Annotated in this window: 12 protein-coding genes; 8 read left to right on the top strand and 4 right to left on the bottom strand. The window is 73.8% G+C overall.

Going from position 1 to position 17,046, the window contains the following annotated elements; translation table 11 throughout:
• The first annotated feature begins 27 nt into the window (after positions 1–27).
• From ACWFNE_RS16345 to ACWFNE_RS16325, 5 genes are all read left to right on the top strand, one after another.
• A complete protein-coding gene (locus ACWFNE_RS16345) occupies positions 28–2,031 on the top strand; it encodes an APC family permease (RefSeq protein ID WP_452123483.1) in 2,004 nt (667 codons plus the stop codon).
• Positions 2,021–3,289 (top strand): class I SAM-dependent RNA methyltransferase, encoded by a 1,269-nt coding sequence (locus tag ACWFNE_RS16340; protein WP_452123482.1) that lies wholly within the window; start codon positions 2,021–2,023, stop codon positions 3,287–3,289. Before ACWFNE_RS16345 ends, ACWFNE_RS16340 begins: the two co-directional genes overlap by 11 nt.
• A 121-nt stretch (positions 3,290–3,410) precedes the next feature.
• Positions 3,411–3,590, top strand: a complete 180-nt coding sequence (locus ACWFNE_RS16335; protein WP_452123481.1) for a translation initiation factor 2 — start codon at positions 3,411–3,413, stop codon at positions 3,588–3,590.
• 208 nt (positions 3,591–3,798) lie between these two features.
• Positions 3,799–6,621: an aconitate hydratase gene (locus tag ACWFNE_RS16330; RefSeq protein ID WP_452123480.1), complete on the top strand. Its 2,823-nt coding sequence runs from the start codon at positions 3,799–3,801 to the stop codon at positions 6,619–6,621.
• A gap of 309 nt (positions 6,622–6,930) precedes the next feature.
• Positions 6,931–7,377 carry a DUF1801 domain-containing protein gene (locus ACWFNE_RS16325; protein WP_452123479.1) on the top strand — a complete coding sequence of 149 codons (447 nt, stop codon included), beginning with the start codon at positions 6,931–6,933 and terminating at the stop codon, positions 7,375–7,377.
• Here ACWFNE_RS16325 and ACWFNE_RS16320 read toward each other — a convergent pair.
• From ACWFNE_RS16320 to ACWFNE_RS16310, 3 genes are read right to left on the bottom strand one after another with little or no spacing between them, the layout of a single operon-like run.
• Positions 7,352–8,293 carry an arginase family protein gene (locus tag ACWFNE_RS16320; RefSeq protein ID WP_452123478.1) on the bottom strand — a complete coding sequence of 314 codons (942 nt, stop codon included), beginning with the start codon at positions 8,291–8,293 and terminating at the stop codon, positions 7,352–7,354. The genes ACWFNE_RS16325 and ACWFNE_RS16320 overlap by 26 nt on opposite strands.
• Positions 8,294–8,314: 21 nt before the next feature.
• The gene (locus ACWFNE_RS16315) at positions 8,315–9,211 is read right to left on the bottom strand and encodes an aminoglycoside phosphotransferase family protein (protein ID WP_452123477.1); all 897 of its coding nucleotides are present in this window, start codon (positions 9,209–9,211) and stop codon (positions 8,315–8,317) included.
• Positions 9,212–9,219: 8 nt separating this feature from the next.
• Positions 9,220–9,924: an NUDIX hydrolase gene (locus ACWFNE_RS16310; RefSeq protein WP_452123476.1), complete on the bottom strand. Its 705-nt coding sequence runs from the start codon at positions 9,922–9,924 to the stop codon at positions 9,220–9,222.
• Between the two features lie 35 nt (positions 9,925–9,959).
• Here ACWFNE_RS16310 and ACWFNE_RS16305 point away from each other — a divergent pair, with 35 nt between their 5' ends.
• Positions 9,960–10,448, top strand: coding sequence for a DUF6314 family protein (locus ACWFNE_RS16305; RefSeq protein WP_452123475.1), 489 nt, complete (start codon positions 9,960–9,962; stop codon positions 10,446–10,448).
• Positions 10,449–10,545: 97 nt separating this feature from the next.
• On the opposite strand, the gene ACWFNE_RS16300 is transcribed toward ACWFNE_RS16305, so the two are convergent.
• Positions 10,546–12,000 (bottom strand): GuaB1 family IMP dehydrogenase-related protein, encoded by a 1,455-nt coding sequence (locus ACWFNE_RS16300; RefSeq protein WP_452123474.1) that lies wholly within the window; start codon positions 11,998–12,000, stop codon positions 10,546–10,548.
• Positions 12,001–12,201: 201 nt separating this feature from the next.
• Between ACWFNE_RS16300 and dxs the strand changes: the two genes are divergently transcribed.
• Both dxs and pflB read left to right on the top strand, forming a co-directional pair.
• On the top strand, positions 12,202–14,082 hold the full coding sequence (gene dxs, locus ACWFNE_RS16295; protein WP_452123473.1) for a 1-deoxy-D-xylulose-5-phosphate synthase: 1,881 nt from the start codon (positions 12,202–12,204) through the stop codon (positions 14,080–14,082).
• A gap of 562 nt (positions 14,083–14,644) precedes the next feature.
• A complete protein-coding gene (gene pflB / locus ACWFNE_RS16290; protein WP_452123472.1) occupies positions 14,645–16,924 on the top strand; it encodes a formate C-acetyltransferase in 2,280 nt (759 codons plus the stop codon).
• The last annotated feature ends 122 nt before the right edge of the window (positions 16,925–17,046 follow it).

The following is a 17,046-nucleotide window of genomic DNA, read 5'->3' as shown; positions in this document are numbered from 1 at the left end:
GTCGACGCGGGCATAGCATGGTCACTCGTGTCGGACATCGCGGATGCCGCCAAGCGCTTGCTCCTCGGACGTCCCGTCCGCAGCGACCGCCTCGGCCACACGCTCCTGCCGAAGCGGATCGCGTTGCCGATCTTCGCCTCGGACGCCCTCTCGTCGGTCGCCTACGCCCCGGACGAGGTGCTGCTCACGCTCGCCCTCGCGGGGCTCACGGCGACCGTGATCTCACCGTGGGTCGGCCTCGCGGTCGTCGTCGTCATGATGACCGTGATCGCCTCGTACCGGCAGAACGTGCACGCCTACCCCTCGGGGGGCGGCGACTACGAGGTCGCGACGGTCAACCTGGGCCCGAAGGCGGGCGTGACGGTCGCGAGCGCGCTCCTCGTCGACTACGTGCTCACGGTCGCGGTGTCGATCTCCTCGGGGGCGCAGTACGCCGCGTCCGCGATCCCGTCGCTGCGCGGGCACGAGACCTCGTTCGCGGTCGCACTCGTCGTGCTGCTCACGCTCGCGAACCTGCGCGGCGTGCGCGAGTCGGGCAAGGCGTTCGCGATCCCCGTGTACCTGTACATGTTCGCGATCGGCGCGACCGTCGTCATCGGGTTCGTGCGCTACCTGGCGGGCGACCTGCCGATGGCCGAGAGCTCCGAGCTCGAGATCGTGCCGTCCTCGGCGTTCGACCAGGGCCTCGTCGGGCTCGCCGGGGCGTTCCTCGTGCTGCGCGCGTTCGCGTCGGGCTCGGCCGCGCTGACCGGGGTCGAGGCGATCAGCAACGGCGTCCCGGCGTTCAAGAAGCCCAAGTCCCGCAACGCCGCGACGACGCTCGCGTTCCTCGGGCTGATCTCGGCGACGTTCATCACCTCGATCCTCGTGCTCGCACGGGTCACGGGGATCCACTACGTCGAGGAACCGACGCAGCAGCTGCTGCGCGACGGGGTCCCGGTCGGTGAGGACTACGTCCAGCACCCCGTGATCGGCCAGCTCGCGGAGACGGTGTTCGCCGGCTTCCCGGTCGCGTTCGTGTCGGTCGCCGTCGTGACAGGCCTCATCCTCGTGCTCGCGGCGAACACGGCGTTCAACGGCTTCCCGCTGCTCGGCTCGATCCTCGCCAAGGACGGCTACCTCCCGCGCCAGCTGCACACGCGCGGCGACCGGCTCGCCTTCTCGAACGGGATCCTCACGCTCGCGGCCGCGGCGATCGGCCTCATCATCGCGTTCGACGCCGAGGTCACCCGGCTCATCCAGCTGTACATCGTCGGCGTCTTCGTCTCATTCACGCTGAGCCAGCTCGGGATGGTCCGGCACTGGACACGGGAGCTGCGCACCGAGCCGGACCCCCGCCGCCGCGCGCAGATGACCCGCTCCCGGGTCATCAACACGATCGGCTTCGGCATGACCGCGGTCGTCCTCGTCGTCGTCCTGATCACGAAGTTCATGCTCGGTGCGTGGATCGCGATCCTCGCGATGGCCGGGGTCTTCGTCCTCATGCGCGCGATCCGCACGCACTACGACTCGGTGCGCGCCGAGCTCGCGCTCGGGCCGGACGCGGAGGCGGCACGCGCGCTGCCGAGCCGGGTGCACGCGCTCGTGCTCGTCTCGCACCTGCACCGCCCGACGATGCGCGCGATCGCCTACGCCCGCGCGTCGCGCCCCCAGGTGCTCGAAGCGGTCACGGTCGGGGTCGACGCCGACGACGTCGCGCGGCTCAAGGCCGAGTGGGAGGCGCTCGACCTCCCGGTGCCGCTCAAGGTGCTCGACTCGCCGTTCCGCGAGATCACCCGCCCGATCCTCACGTACGTGCGCTCGGTCCGCCGGGAGAGCCCGCGCGACATCGTCGTGGTGTACATCCCCGAGTACGTCGTCGGGCACTGGTGGGAGCAGCTGCTCCACAACCAGAGCGCGCTGCGCCTCAAGGGTCGCCTGCTCTTCACGCCCGGCGTCGTGGTCGCGTCGGTGCCGTGGCAGCTCGCGTCCTCCGAGGGGCAGACCGGTCTCGAGGACAGGGTCCGGGGTACGGTTCCGCGTGACCTCTGACCTCCTCGAGCTCCGGATCGGCCCCGTCGCGCACGGCGGGCACTGCGTCGCACGCCTCGACGCCGACCCCGACGGCCGCGGCGGTCGCGTCGTGTTCGTGCGGCACACGCTGCCCGGTGAGCGGGTGCTCGCGCGCCTGACCGACGCGGGGGAGGGCGCGACGTTCTGGCGCGCCGACGCCGTCGAGATCCTCGACGCGTCCGCCGACCGGGTGCCCTCCGCGTGGCCCGAGGCCGGGCCCGACGGGGTCGGCGGCGGCGAGCTCGCGCACGTCGCGCTGCCCGCGCAGCGGGCCTGGAAGGCCACTGTCCTCGCCGAGCAGCTCCGCCGTCTCGCCAGGGTCGAGCGTGACGTCGTCGTCGAGGCGGCACCCGGGGACGACGAGCGCGGCGGGCTCGGGTGGCGCACCCGCATCGAGCTCGTCGCGGACGCGCAGGGCCGCGCCGGCATGCGCGCGCACCGCTCGCACGACGTGCGCGCGCTCGACCGGATGCCGCTCGCCTCGCCCGCGATCGAGGAGCTCGGGCTCTTCGCGCGCCGGTGGCGGCCCGGCCAGGTGATCGACGTCGTCGCCCCGGCGTCGGGGGACACCCCGGTGGTGCTCGTCGACGGCCAGCCGTTCGACCTGCGCAAGGGGCGGGTCGACCCGCGGCCGAACGCCCGCTCGACCGTGCGGGAGCACGTGCACGCGGGCGGCCGCGACTACGCGTACCGGGTCGCCGCCGAGGGCTTCTGGCAGGTGCACCGCGAGGCCCCCGGGCTGCTCACGGGCGCGGTGCTCGACGCGGTGGGCGACGTCGACGGCGCCACGGTGCTCGACCTGTACTCCGGCGCGGGCCTGTTCACGCTCCCTCTCGCCGACGCCGTCGGGCCCACGGGCGAGGTCGTGGCGGTCGAGGGCGACGCGCGTGCGGTGCGCGACGCCCGGCGGGGCGTGCACGACCGCACGAACGTCGAGCTCCACCACGCCGACGTCGCGCGTGCGCTCGCCGGCAGCGACGACCCGCACTCCGACGTGGTGCACGCCGACGTCGTCGTGCTCGACCCCCCGCGCGCGGGGGCCGGGCGCACCGTCACGGCGTCGATCGCGGCGCTGCGACCCGAGCGCGTGGTCTACGTCGCATGCGACCCCGCGGCGCTCGCCCGGGACGTCGCCTACCTCGCGGCGGGCGGCTACGAGCTCGCGGACGTGCGCGGCCTCGACCTGTTCCCCATGACGCACCACGTCGAGGCGGTCGCGGTCCTGACGCGCCGCTGAGGCCCGGCCGGCGCCGCGGTGCCCGTCCCGGCGCGCCGGTCGGGTCCCTCGCGCCTGCCGACCGCCCGGCATAGCGTGGGACCGGGCCGGGCCACCGGGGCCCGCCAGGAGGGAGCCGGCGATGACCACCGGGCACGAGAGCGAGGCGGCGACGAGGCTGGCCGCGGCGAGCCGGATCGCCAGGGCCGAGCTCGACAAGCAGGGCACGCCCGACTACGACCCGCGCGCGCACGAGCGCGCCGTCGAGTTCGAGCGCAAGGCCGCGGACGCGCTGCGGGCGGAGCGTCAGGGCACGAGCTGACGGATCCGGCGGCACACCGACCACGCGCCGACCACGCGCCGGACCGCAGGTGCGACGACGGATCGGGGCGGACACGCTAAGATGTATCTCGACATCGAGATATTGCGTCGAGATGCACGGCGGCTCCCCGAGCACCTGACGGGTGAGCGCCCCGATCCGCCGTCCGGCACCGTCACCGCCGGGCACACGTGCGAGCGAAGGAGCCACAGTGAGCAGTGTCGACAGCTTCGGGTCGAAGGGGGGTCTCGAGGTCGGGGACGCCACCTACGAGATCTACCGCCTCTCCGCGGTGCCGGGTCTCGAGAAGCTCCCGTACAGCCTCAAGGTCCTCGCCGAGAACCTGCTGCGCACCGAGGACGGCGCGAACATCACCGCCGACCACGTGCGCGCGCTCGCCGGGTGGGACCCCGCCGCGGAGCCCGACACCGAGATCCAGTTCACGCCCGCGCGCGTGATCATGCAGGACTTCACCGGCGTCCCGTGCGTCGTCGACCTCGCCACGATGCGCGAGGCCGTCGCCGAGCTCGGAGGGGACCCGCAGCGCATCAACCCGCTCGCGCCCGCCGAGCTCGTGATCGACCACTCCGTGCAGATCGACGTCGCGGGCCGCGCCGACGCGTTCGAGCGCAACGTCGCGCTCGAGTACGAGCGCAACTTCGAGCGCTACCAGTTCCTGCGCTGGGGCCAGACGGCGTTCGACGACTTCAAGGTCGTCCCGCCCGGCACCGGCATCGTGCACCAGGTCAACATCGAGTACCTCGCGCGCACGGTCATGACGCGCGAGGTCGGCGGCGTGCTGCGCGCGTACCCGGACACGTGCGTCGGGACCGACTCGCACACCACGATGGTCAACGGCCTCGGCGTGCTGGGCTGGGGCGTCGGCGGCATCGAGGCCGAGGCGGCCATGCTCGGCCAGCCGGTGTCGATGCTCATCCCGCGCGTCGTCGGCTTCCGGCTGTCCGGCCAGATCCCGGCCGGCGTCACGGCCACCGACGTCGTCCTCACGATCACCCAGCAGCTGCGCCGGCACGGCGTGGTCGGCAAGTTCGTCGAGTTCTACGGCGAGGGCGTCGCGGCTGTCCCGCTCGCGAACCGCGCGACCATCGGCAACATGAGCCCCGAGTTCGGCTCGACCGCGGCGATCTTCCCGATCGACGGCGTGACCATGGACTACCTGCGGCTCACGGGCCGCTCGCAGGCGCAGCTCGACCTCGTCGAGGCGTACGCGAAGGAGCAGGGCCTCTGGCACGACCCGTCGGCGGCCGGCTACGTCGAGCCCGTCTTCTCGGAGTACCTCGAGCTCGACCTGAGCACGGTCGTCCCCTCGATCGCCGGCCCGAAGCGCCCGCAGGACCGCATCGAGCTGAGCGGCGCGAAGGAGGCGTTCGCGTCGTCGATCCTCGACTACGTGGACGCGAGCGAGCACCCGCGCGGCACCGGCCTCGACGAGTCCGTCGAGGAGACGTTCCCCGCGTCCGACCCGATCGCGGCCGGCGAGCACGCCGACGCCTCGGACGGCCCCGCAGAGGCCGGTCACGGCGACGCGGCGACGCGCCCGCACAAGCGTGTGGCGGTGACCCTCACCGACGGCACCGAGACGGAGCTGGACCACGGCCACGTGGTCATCGCGTCGATCACGTCGTGCACCAACACCTCGAACCCGTCGGTCATGCTCGCCGCGGCGCTGCTCGCGAAGAAGGCCGTCGACAAGGGCCTCACCGCGAAGCCGTGGGTCAAGACCTCGATGGCACCGGGCTCCAAGGTCGTCACCGACTACTACGAGAAGGCCGGCCTGTGGCCGTACCTCGAGAAGCTCGGCTTCCACCTCGTCGGCTACGGCTGCGCGACGTGCATCGGCAACTCGGGCCCGCTGCCCGAGGAGGTCTCGGCGGTCGTCAACGAGCACGACCTGTCGGTCGTCTCGGTGCTCTCGGGCAACCGCAACTTCGAGGGTCGCATCAACCCCGACGTGAAGATGAACTACCTCGCGTCGCCGCCGCTCGTCGTCGCGTACGCGCTCGCCGGGACGATGGACTTCGACTTCGAGAACGAGCCGCTCGGCCACACTGACGCCGGCGAGCCGGTCATGCTCGCCGACATCTGGCCGTCGCCGGCCGAGGTCCAGTCGACGATCGACTCGGCGATCGACCGCGGCATGTTCACCAAGGACTACGCCGACGTCTTCGCGGGCGACGAGCGCTGGCAGGCGCTGCCGACGCCGCAGGGCGCGACGTTCGCGTGGGACGCCGGGTCGACCTACGTGCGCAAGCCCCCGTACTTCGAGGGCATGACGCCCGAGCCGGCGCCGGTCCAGGACATCGCGGGTGCGCGGGTCCTGGCGAAGCTCGGTGACTCGGTCACGACCGACCACATCAGCCCGGCCGGGTCCATCAAGGCCGACAGCCCGGCGGGGACGTACCTCGCCGAGCACGGCGTCGAGCGCCGCGACTTCAACTCCTACGGCTCGCGCCGAGGGAACCACGAGGTCATGATCCGCGGCACGTTCGCCAACATCCGGCTGCGCAACCAGCTGGTGCCGGGCGTCGAGGGCGGCTTCACGGTCAACCACCTCGACGGCGAGCAGACGACGATCTACGACGCGGCGCAGGCGTACGCGGCGGCGGGCGTCCCGCTCGTGATCCTCGGCGGCAAGGAGTACGGCTCCGGCTCGTCGCGCGACTGGGCGGCCAAGGGCACGGCGCTGCTGGGCGTCCGCGCCGTCATCACGGAGAGCTTCGAGCGGATCCACCGCTCGAACCTCATCGGGATGGGTGTGCTGCCGCTGCAGTTCCCGGAGGGGGAGTCGGCGGACTCGCTCGGGCTCGACGGCACCGAGACGTTCGACATCGCGGGCGTCACGGCGCTCAACGAGGGCTCGACGCCGCGCACGGTCGCGGTCCGGGCGACGCGGGCGGACGGCTCGGTCGTCGAGTTCGACGCGGTCGTGCGCATCGACACGCCGGGCGAGGCGGACTACTACCGCAACGGCGGCATCCTCCAGTACGTGCTCCGCTCGCTGGTCACGGCCTGATCCACGGCCTGACGGACCGCCCCGCCAGGGGCACGACGCGCCGAGGGCGCCCGCACCACGTGTGCGGGCGCCCTCGGCGTCGTCGCGCCCGCTGCCGCGCAGGGGCGGGTCGTGCGGTGGGTGACGCGCACGGGCGGCAGCGCCCGCCGGCGCGCCCGGCGTCGGTGCTCGACGCGCCTGCGTCGGGGAGGCGAAGACCGCTGCACATGCAATAACGGAAACACGCGCCGCGCTCGTGTCACCACCGCCCGCATCGCCGCGCGGCGCGGGACCTGGCCGGGGACGGCACGGCGCGGCACACTCGTGGGCATGGCGAGCGCCGACAAGACCAACAAGACCGTGGCCACCGACGAGGACGTCGAGGCGTTCGTCGCCGGCGTCCAGGACGAGCGCCGGCGCGCGGACCTGCGCACCGTCCTCGGGCTCATGCACCAGGTCTCGGGGGAGCCGCCCGTGATGTGGGGCAGCTCGATCGTCGGCTTCGGGAGCCGGCACTACCGGTACGCGACCGGGCGCGAGGGCGACATGCCGGTGCTCGCGGCCGCCGCACGCACGACGGCGCTCACGCTCTACCTGTGGAACGGGTTCGACGACTACGCCGACCTGCTCGACCGGCTGGGACCGCACAGCACCGGCAAGGGCTGCCTCTACCTCAAGCGGGTCGCGGACGTCGACGAGGAGGTCCTCACGGTGCTCCTCGGCCGCTGCTGGCAGGACGGGACGCAGGACGTCAGCGCGGAGCCAGCGCCGTCCTGAGCAGGTCGACCAGAGCCCGGGAGGTCGAGCCGTCCTCGGCGCCGCGGTCGGGGTTGTGCTCGACGAACGTCATCCCGGCGAACCCGGGTGCCGCCACCAGCGCCGCGAGCGCGTCGGTCAGCGTGCCGGGCGAGAGCCCGCGTCCCCACGTCGGGACGTCCGCCGCCGGGAGCAGGAAGAAGTCGAGCACGTCGACGTCGACGTGCACCACGAAGCGCTCCCGCCCGCGCAGCACGGACGCGGTCGCCCGCTGCGCCGTGCCGCGCGGGTCGGCCGTGACCTCCTCCGCGGGCAGGCGCAGGCTCGGCACCCGTCCGTGGGTGTCCTCCTCCTCGTCCGAGAAGCCGTAGAAGCACACGTGCTCCGGCTCGAGCAGGGGACGCCGCACGCCCAGGCCGGCGAGCTCCTCGACCGTGCCCGGCAGGTCGAGCAGGTGCGCGACGCCCATGCCGTCGAGGATCGGCTCGTCCGGGTGCTCCGTGGGGACCATGAGGTCCTGGCCACCGTCGACGTACACGAGCCCGACGTCGCCGAACGCGCGGACCGCGGCGTCCACGAGCGCGAGGGCCAGGGTGCAGTCCCCGCCGACCACGAGCGGCAGCTCGCCGCGGGCCAGCACGGCACCGATCGCCGGGACGGCGTCCCGGAGCACCGCGGCGGCCCGCTCGACGTCGTTCGGCTGCCCGGGGGAGCGCGCGCTGCGCCAGCGGGCGACGGGACGGTCGCCGTGGTCGCTCACGGACAGCCCCGCGCCCGTGAGCGCCTCGGCGAGCCCGGCAGTCCGGAGGGCGCCCGGAGCCTTCTCGAGCCCGGGGCCGTGGGCCGCGGCGCTCGTGGGCACGCCGAGCAGGCCCCACCGGCGCGCGGGCGGGGACGGGTGGGGGTCCCGCGAGCCGGTCGGGGCGTCGGTGCTCACCCGTGCACCGTAGGGCGGGGCTCAGACACCCGTGTCGTCGAGCACCTCGTGCAGGGCGGCCGACCCCAGCGCGTGCAGGTGCGGGTCGTCGTCGGAACCCACGACGAGCGCCGTCGCCACGCACAGCGCCCAGCCCCGCGCGCGCAGCCACGTCGCGTCGTCGTAGCGGCCGGTCGCGGAGAGCTGTCCACGCAGGACGGCGCGCGCCTCGGGACCGAACGTGAGCCACGCCGTCGCCAGGTCGGTCGCCGGGTCGCCGGACGTGAGGTCGCCGAAGTCGAGCACGGCGGCGAGGCCGCCGGACGCGGCGACCAGCAGGTTGGCCGGGTGCAGGTCCCCGTGCAGCCACGTGGGCGCCGCCTGCCACGGCGCCACGTCGACGCCCGCGGCCCAGAGCCGGAGGGCCTCGTCCGCGCGCGGCACGAGCCCCGACGCGAGCCGCGCCCGCACGGCGGCGTCGCGTGCCCGCAGCGGCACGCCGCGCACCGGGTTCGCCGGTGCGTCCGCGGGCGCGGGCTCGTGCAGCTCCGTGAGGAAGCGCGCCAGGTCGGGGGCGAACCGTCCCCGCTGCTCCCGCGGCACGCCGGAGGCCACGGCTCCCGTGAACCAGGGCACGACGCTCCACGGCCGGGCGAGCCGGGCAGACGGGACGCCGACCCGCACCGGGGCGGGCACGGGCACGGCGAGCCGGCGGGCCAGCGCCGGGAGCCAGCGCTGCTCGTGCAGCGCGAGCGCGACCGCCTCGGGCCGACGAGGGACGCGGACCGCGAGCGCGTCGCCGAGGCGCAGCACCACGTTGTCCCAGCCGCTCGCGGCCGGGCGGAGGTCGAGGTCCGCGAGGTCGGGGTGCTGGTCGGCGAGCAGGGCACGGACGAGGTCGACCGAGACGTCGACGTCGGCGGCGGGACGGTCGGCCACGGCGGGGCTCAGGCGCGGATCGCGACGGTCCGCGCGGCGTCCCACGGCCGCGTCCACCCGAGGGCCTCGAACACGCCGTCGAGCACGTGCGCGGTGAAGCCCCAGACGACGTGGTCGTCGACGAGGAACGCAGGCCCGCGGTAGGTGGTCCCGCCGCGGGTGAGGGTCGACGTTCGGCGCTGCGCGGGGTCGAGGAGGTCCGCGACGGGGGCGCGGAACACGTGCACGGTCTCGGCGGGGTCGGTCGCCGCGACCGCCGACGGGCGGGCCCACCACGCGAGCACGGGGGTCACGAGGTTGTTGCTCACCGCGACCGGGAGCGCGGGGAGCGAGCCGAGCACCTCCACGCCGCCCGGGTCGAGGCCGGTCTCCTCCTGGGCCTCGCGCAGGGCCGCGCCGACCGGGCCGTCGTCGTCGGGGTCGATCCCGCCGCCGGGGAACGAGACCTGCCCCGGGTGGTGCCCCACGGTGTCCGACCGGCGGGTGAGCAGGACGTCGACGTCACGCGGGACCGGTGAGGCGCCGGTGTGCGCGGGTACGCCGTCGAGCACCCCGAACAGCACGAGGACCGCCGAGTGCCGCGCCGTCGCGGGGTCGAGCGTGCGGTGCCACGGGACGCGGGGCCACGGCTCGGTGCGTGCGCACAGCGCCGCGAGCTGGTCCCGGACGGCGGCCGGGGCGCCGGCGGACTCGTCCGCGCGGGAGGTGCTCATCGGTCGACCCTAGCCGCGTGCGGCACGATGGCCCGATGCTGCACGACACCGTCGCCTACCTGCTGGGGACCTGGGACGTCGAGCGCGAGCTCGTGGACCGCCGGGCCGAGGTGGTCGGGACGTTCCGGGGGACCGCCGTGTTCCAGGAGCTGACCGGGGCCGACGCGTCCGGTGGCCCACGAGCGGGCGCGTCCGAGGGGCTGCCAGGTGACGCGCCGGGCCGCGCGCTGGTCGAGCACGCCGAGCGCGGGGAGCTCGCGTGGGGCGGGGTCACCGGCCCGGCGGGGCGCACGCTGCACGTGGTCGCGCGGTCCGACGGCTCGGCGCGGGTCACTTTCGCCGACGGGCGCGCGTTCCACGACCTCGACCTGCGCACCGGGCGCTGGTCGGCCCTGCACCCGTGCGTGGCCGACGCCTACGCCGGAACGTTCACGGTCGTGTCCCCCGAGGAGTGGCACGTGCGCTGGGACGTCGCGGGACCGGCGAAGGACCAGACGCTGACGACGACGTACCGGCGCACCTGAGCGGAACCGGGCGCCGGGGCGGAACCGGGCGCCGGGGCGGAACCGGGTGCCCGGGCGGACCCGGGCGTTCCGCCGGAACGGGGCGCACGGGTCGCGCTCACCAGCTCTCGGGCAGCGGCCGTCCCTCGTCGTAGCCGGCCGCGGACTGCACGCCCACGACCGCCCGGTCGGCGAGCTCGGCGAGCGTGCGCGCCCCGACGTACGTGCACGCGGAGCGCACGCCCGACGTGATGTGGTCGAGCAGGTCCTCGACGCCCGGGCGCTGCGGGTCGAGGTACATCCGCGAGTGCGAGATGCCCTCCTCGAAGAGCGCCTTCCGGGCCCGCTCGAACGGCGAGCCGTCGCGGGTGCGGGCGGCGACGGCGCGCGCGGAGGCCATCCCGAAGCTCTCCTTGTACAGCCGGCCCGTCCCGTCGTCGTGCAGGTCCCCGGGCGACTCGTGCGTGCCCGCGAACCACGAGCCGACCATGACCTGGGAGGCGCCGGCCGCGAGCGCGAGCGCGACGTCGCGCGGGTGCCGGACCCCGCCGTCGGCCCACACGTGCTTGCCGAGCCGGCGGGCCTCCGCGGCGCACTCGAGCACCGCGGAGAACTGCGGGCGCCCGACGGCGGTCATCATGCGCGTCGTGCACATCGCGCCGGGGCCGACGCCGACCTTGACGATGTCGGCGCCTGCGGCGACGAGGTCGCGCACCCCCGCGGCGGTCACGACGTTGCCCGCGACGACAGGGACCTGCGGGTCGAGCGCGCGCACGGCCTCGAGGGCCTCGAGCATCTTGCGCTGGTGGCCGTGCGCGGTGTCGACCACGAGCACGTCGATGCCGGCCTCGAGGAGCTCGGCGGTCTTGGCCTTGACGTCGCCGTTGATGCCGACCGCGGCCGCGACGCGGAGCCGGCCCTCGGCGTCGAGCGCCGGGGCGTAGATCGAGGAGCGCAGCGCGCCGGTGCGGGTCAGCACGCCGACGAGCCGGTCGCCGTCGACCACGGGGGAGAAGCGGCGACGGGAGGTGTGCAGCGTGTCGAACGCCGCCTCGAGTCCGCGGGCGCCGGCCTCGGTGAGCACCTCGAGGGAGACGACCGTCGGGTCGCCCGACATGACCTCCGCGACCTGGGTGAACTGGTCGACCCCCGAGCAGTCGGCGGCCGTCACGACCCCGACGGGGCGGCCGTCGGCGACGACCACCGCGGCGCCGTGGGCGCGCTTGCCGATGAGCGTGAGCGCCGAGTGCACGGTGTCGTGCGGCGCGACGACGACCGCGGACTCGACGACCGGGTGCCGCGACTTGACCGAGGCGACGATGTCGGCGACGACGTCGGTCGGCTGGTCCTGCGGGATCACGGTGAGCCCGCCGCGGCGCGCGACGGTCTCGGCCATGCGCCGGCCCGCGACCGCGGTCATGTTGGCCACGACCACCGGGACCGTCGTGCCGGTCCCGTCGCTCGAGGACAGGTCGACGTCGAAGCGCGAGGTCACGTCGGAGGCCGAGGGGACGAGGAACACGTCGCCGTAGGTGAGGTCGGACGTCACGGCGTGGCCGGGCAGGAAGCGCATGCGTCCAGGGTACGGGGGCGGCGCCCGCACCCGGTGGGCACCGGCGGCGGGATCGTCCGCGGCCCTCGGACTGTGGCGACCCTGTGGGCGTCCTGAGGAGGCAGGCGCTCGGCCCCGTGCACCGGCGGCCGCCGCCGTACACTGGACAGTCGACCACGGCGTCCGCACGGAGCGGCCTCACGCCGCACGAGGGGAGTGCCTGTGGGCCTGCTGGACCGGATCAGCTCGCCGTCGGACCTGCGCCGGCTGAGCGAGGACGAGCTCGTCGCGCTCGCCGCCGAGATCCGCGACTTCCTCGTCGCGTCGGTCTCCCGCACGGGCGGGCACCTCGGGCCCAACCTGGGCGTCGTCGAGCTGTCGATCGCGCTGCACCGCGTCTTCGACTCCCCGCGCGACTCCGTGGTCTTCGACACGGGCCACCAGGCGTACGTGCACAAGCTGCTCACGGGCCGCCACGACTTCTCGGACCTGCGCACGCGCGGCGGGATGTCCGGCTACCCGAGCCGCGCCGAGTCGCCGCACGACGTCGTCGAGAACTCGCACGCCTCGACCGCGCTGAGCTGGGCCGACGGCATCGCCAAGGCCCACGAGCTGCGCGGGCGTCCCGACCGGCACGTCGTCGCGGTCATCGGCGACGGCGCGCTGACCGGCGGCATGGCCTGGGAGGCCCTGAACAACATCGCGGCCGGCCGCGACCGCCGCCTCGTGATCGTGGTCAACGACAACGGCCGCTCCTACGCGCCGACGATCGGCGGCCTCGCGCACCACCTCGACACCCTGCGCGTCACGAACGGCTACGAGGCCGTGCTGTCGTGGGGCAAGCGCACGCTGCGCCGGTCGGGCGCGCCCGGGCGGTTCGCGTACGACGCGCTGCACGGCCTCAAGAAGGGCATCAAGGACGTCGTCGCGCCGCAGGGCATGTTCGAGGACCTCGGGCTGAAGTACGTCGGCCCGGTCGACGGGCACGACGTCGCCGCGGTCGAGCGCGCGCTGGCCCGGGCCAAGGCGTTCGGTGGCCCGGTGATCGTGCACGTGATCACCGAGAAGGGCCGCGGGTACAGCCCGGCCGAGCAGGACGTCGCCGACCGCTTCCACGCCGTCGGGCGCATCCACCCCGAGACCGGGCTGCCGGTCGCGCCGTCCCGGTTCGGCTGGACCAAGGTCTTCGCGGACGAGATGGTCCGCATCGGGCGCCGGCGTCCCGACGTCGTCGCGATCACCGCGGCGATGCTCGCACCCGTCGGGCTCGCACCCTTCGAGGCGGAGTTCCCGCAGCGGACGTTCGACGTCGGCATCGCCGAGCAGCACGCGGCGACGTCGGCGGCCGGCATGGCGTTCGCCGGGCTCCACCCGGTCGTCGCGGTGTACGCGACGTTCCTCAACCGTGCCTTCGACCAGGTGCTCATGGATGTCGCGCTGCACCGCGCGGGCGTGACGTTCGTGCTCGACCGCGCCGGGCTCACGGGCGAGGACGGAGCGAGCCACAACGGCATGTGGGACATGGCGATGCTGCGCGTCGTGCCGGGCCTGCGCCTGGCCGCGCCGCGGGACGAGGCGACGCTGCGCTCGGCTCTGCGCACCGCGGTCGACGTCGACGACGCCCCGACGGTCGTGCGCTACCCCAAGACGCCGCTCGGCGACGACATCCCGGCCGTCGACGCGGTCGAGGGCGTCGACGTGCTCGCGCGCCACGCCGGGACGGGCGCCCGCGTGCTCGTCGTCGGCATCGGGTCGATGGCCACCACGGCCGTCCAGGTCGGCGAGCAGCTCGCGGCGACGGGTCTGCAGGTGACCGTCGTGGACCCGCGCTGGGTCCTGCCCGTGCCCAGCGCGCTCGTGAAGATCGTCGGCGAGCACGACGTGACGCTGTGCGTCGAGGACGGCGTGGTCGAGGGCGGGGTCGGCTCCATGCTCGCCCAGCGGGTCACGGAGGCCGGCATCCGCGTCCCGGTGCTCGCGCGGGGCATCCCGGCGCAGTTCCTGGAGCACGCGAGCATCGCCCAGCTCGTCGAGGCGGTGCGCCTGCGCCCCGAGGACCTGGTGGCGGACGTGCTCGGCGTGCTCGCGTCGCGGGACGCCTGACCCGGGAGCCCGCCACCCGGCGACCCGCACTCGTCCGCGCGGCACCGCGCCGCCGGTCCCGCAGGATCACCCGCGTCGTTCTCCTCATGGCGCCCGCCCACCCGCCGATGGAGGGGGTGCGCGCGGCGAGAGCCGCAGCGCCGCAGACCAGCGGTCCGCGCCGGGGCACCAGCACTCCCGGCGCGCGGACCGTCCTGGTGGTGGAGCACGCGCCCCTCGCGAGGGGTGTCCGGACACCGACCAGGTGGCACGTCATCGACAGCCCCCAAACAGGCCGGGGGCGGTTCAGGCCGCGCGTGAAGAGGACAAGCGGGCGCGGTGGGCGACGACGACAAAGCTGCTGGACGAGACCTCCGGTCACGAGACGACGGCCCCGACCTGCCACGACGCGGTCGGGGCCGTCGCACGTCCGGGACCGGGCCGGGCGGCACCGCAGCGCCCGACGACGGCCGGTGCGGGCGGTGACCCGGCCCCCACGCAGGTGAGGCCGAAGGTCCCGAGTCGTCCCATCACTTCGTGCGTAGCGTCGCAGGTAACGAGACGCACACCAAGGAGTGCCGAGATGACCACCACCGCCGTACCAGGACCCTCCACCGTCGACGGGCCGGAGAACGAGACCGGCCCCTGGCAGGGCTTCGTGACCGGCCCCTGGGCGGACGGCGTCGACGTCCGCGACTTCATCCAGCGCAACTACACCCCGTACACGGGCGACGCGTCGTTCCTCGCCGGTCCGACCGCGCGCACCACCGGCATCTGGGCCCGCCTGAGCGCGATGTTCCCCGCGGAGCGCGAGCGGGGCGTCCACGACATCGACAACACGACGCCCGGCTCGATCACCTCGCACCCGGCCGGCTACATCGACCGGGACAACGAGCTCGTCGTCGGTCTGCAGACGGACGTCCCGCTCAAGCGCGCGATGATCCCCAACGGCGGCTGGCGCATGGTCGAGACGTCCCTGACGACGTACGGCTACGAGATCCCGCAGGACATCAAGCGGATCTTCACCGAGTACCGCAAGACGCACAACGCCGGCGTCTTCGACGTCTACCCCCCGAACGTCCGGGCCGCGCGCTCGAGCCACATCATCACGGGCCTGCCCGACGCGTACGGCCGCGGCCGGATCATCGGGGACTACCGCCGCGTCGCCCTCTACGGGGTCGACGGCCTGATCGCCGCGAAGAGGATCGAGCGGCACGAGCTCGACATGGAGCGCTCGTCCGAGGACGTCATCCGCGACCGCGAGGAGAACGCGGAGCAGATCCGCGCGCTCACCGAGCTCAAGGCCATGGCCGCCTCCTACGGCTACGACATCTCCCGCCCGGCCGCGACCGCCCGCGAGGCCGTGCAGTGGCTCTACTTCGCCTACCTCGGCGCGGTCAAGGAGCAGAACGGCGCCGCGATGTCGCTGGGCCGCACCTCGACGTTCCTCGACGTGTACCTGCAGCGCGACCTCGAGGCCGGGCGCCTCACGGAGTCGCAGGCGCAGGAGCTCATCGACGACCTCGTCATCAAGCTCCGCATCGTGCGGTTCCTGCGCACGCCCGAGTACGACGCGCTGTTCTCGGGCGACCCGACGTGGGTCACCGAGTCGATCGGCGGCATCGGCGAGGACGGTCGCCCGCTCGTCACGAAGAACTCGTTCCGGTTCCTGCAGACGCTCTACAACCTGGGCCCGGCCCCCGAGCCGAACCTCACGGTGCTGTGGAGCAGCCGCCTCCCGGCAGGGTTCAAGGCGTTCTGCGCGCAGGTCTCGATCGACACCTCCGCGATCCAGTACGAGTCCGACGAGCTCATCCGCGGCTCGTGGGGCGACGACTCCGCGATCGCGTGCTGCGTCTCCGCGATGCGGGTCGGCAAGCAGATGCAGTTCTTCGGCGCCCGCGTGAACCTCGCGAAGTCGCTGCTGTACGCGATCAACGGCGGGCGCGACGAGGTCAGCGGCACGCAGGTCGCGCCGGTCACCGCGCCGGTCGACGGCGACGTGCTCGACTACGACGACGTCCGGGCGCGCTTCGACACGCTGCTCGACTGGCTCGCCGAGACCTACGTCGACGCGCTCAACTGCGTGCACTACATGCACGACAAGTACGCCTACGAGCGCCTCGAGATGGCGCTGCACGACCGGTCGATCCTGCGGACCATGGCGTGCGGCATCGCGGGCCTGTCGGTCGTGGCCGACTCGCTCTCGGCGATCCGCCACGCGACCGCCCGTCCGGTGCGCGACGAGACCGGCCTGGTCGTCGACTACGTCACGGAGGGCGACTTCCCGACCTACGGCAACGACGACGACCGTGCCGACGACATCGCGGTCGAGATCGTGCGCGACTTCATGGCCAAGATCCGCGCCCAGAAGACCTACCGGAGCTCGCTGCACACGCAGTCGGTCCTGACCATCACGTCGAACGTCGTCTACGGCAAGGCCACGGGCAACACCCCCGACGGCCGCCGCCAGGGCGAGCCGTTCGCACCGGGGGCCAACCCGATGAACGGCCGCGACTCCCACGGGATGCTCGCCTCGGCGCTCTCGGTCGCCAAGCTCCCGTACTCCGAGGCCATGGACGGCATCTCGCTGACCTCGACGGTCGTGCCCTCCGGCCTCGGCCGCACCAAGGACGAGCAGGTCGCGAACCTGGTCGGCCTGCTCGACGGGTACACGGTCTCGTCCGGGTTCCACGTCAACATCAACGTCCTCAACCGCGACACCCTCGAGGACGCGATGGAGCACCCGGAGAAGTACCCGCAGCTGACCATCCGGGTCTCCGGCTACGCCGTCAACTTCGTCCGCCTGACCCGGGAGCAGCAGCTCGACGTGCTCTCGCGGACGTTCCACGGCGGCCTCTGACCCCCGTACCCCCGGGGAAACGGCCGTGGGGGGGGGGGGAGGGGGGGGAGGGGAGGGAGGAGGGGGGGAAGGGGAACAAACACAGAGAAAGGAAGAAAGGAGAACAAGAAAAAGAAAGAAAG

The sequence above is a fragment of the Cellulomonas sp. NPDC055163 genome (assembly GCF_053607065.1).
The sequence above is the reverse complement of the archived record's forward strand: the minus strand, read 5'-3'. Positions and strand labels throughout refer to the sequence as shown.

Bases quoted from the DNA above. Each gene is read 5' to 3' on its own strand.
- ACWFNE_RS16335 (WP_452123481.1), top strand. From the start codon at position 3,411: ATGACCACCGGGCACGAGAGCGAGGCGGCGACGAGGCTGGCCGCGGCG.
- ACWFNE_RS16325 (WP_452123479.1), top strand. From the start codon at position 6,931: ATGGCGAGCGCCGACAAGACCAACAAGACCGTGGCCACCGACGAGGAC.
- ACWFNE_RS16310 (WP_452123476.1), bottom strand. From the start codon at position 9,924: ATGAGCACCTCCCGCGCGGACGAGTCCGCCGGCGCCCCGGCCGCCGTC.
- ACWFNE_RS16305 (WP_452123475.1), top strand. From the start codon at position 9,960: ATGCTGCACGACACCGTCGCCTACCTGCTGGGGACCTGGGACGTCGAG.
- ACWFNE_RS16300 (WP_452123474.1), bottom strand. From the start codon at position 12,000: ATGCGCTTCCTGCCCGGCCACGCCGTGACGTCCGACCTCACCTACGGC.
- pflB (WP_452123472.1), top strand. From the start codon at position 14,645: ATGACCACCACCGCCGTACCAGGACCCTCCACCGTCGACGGGCCGGAG.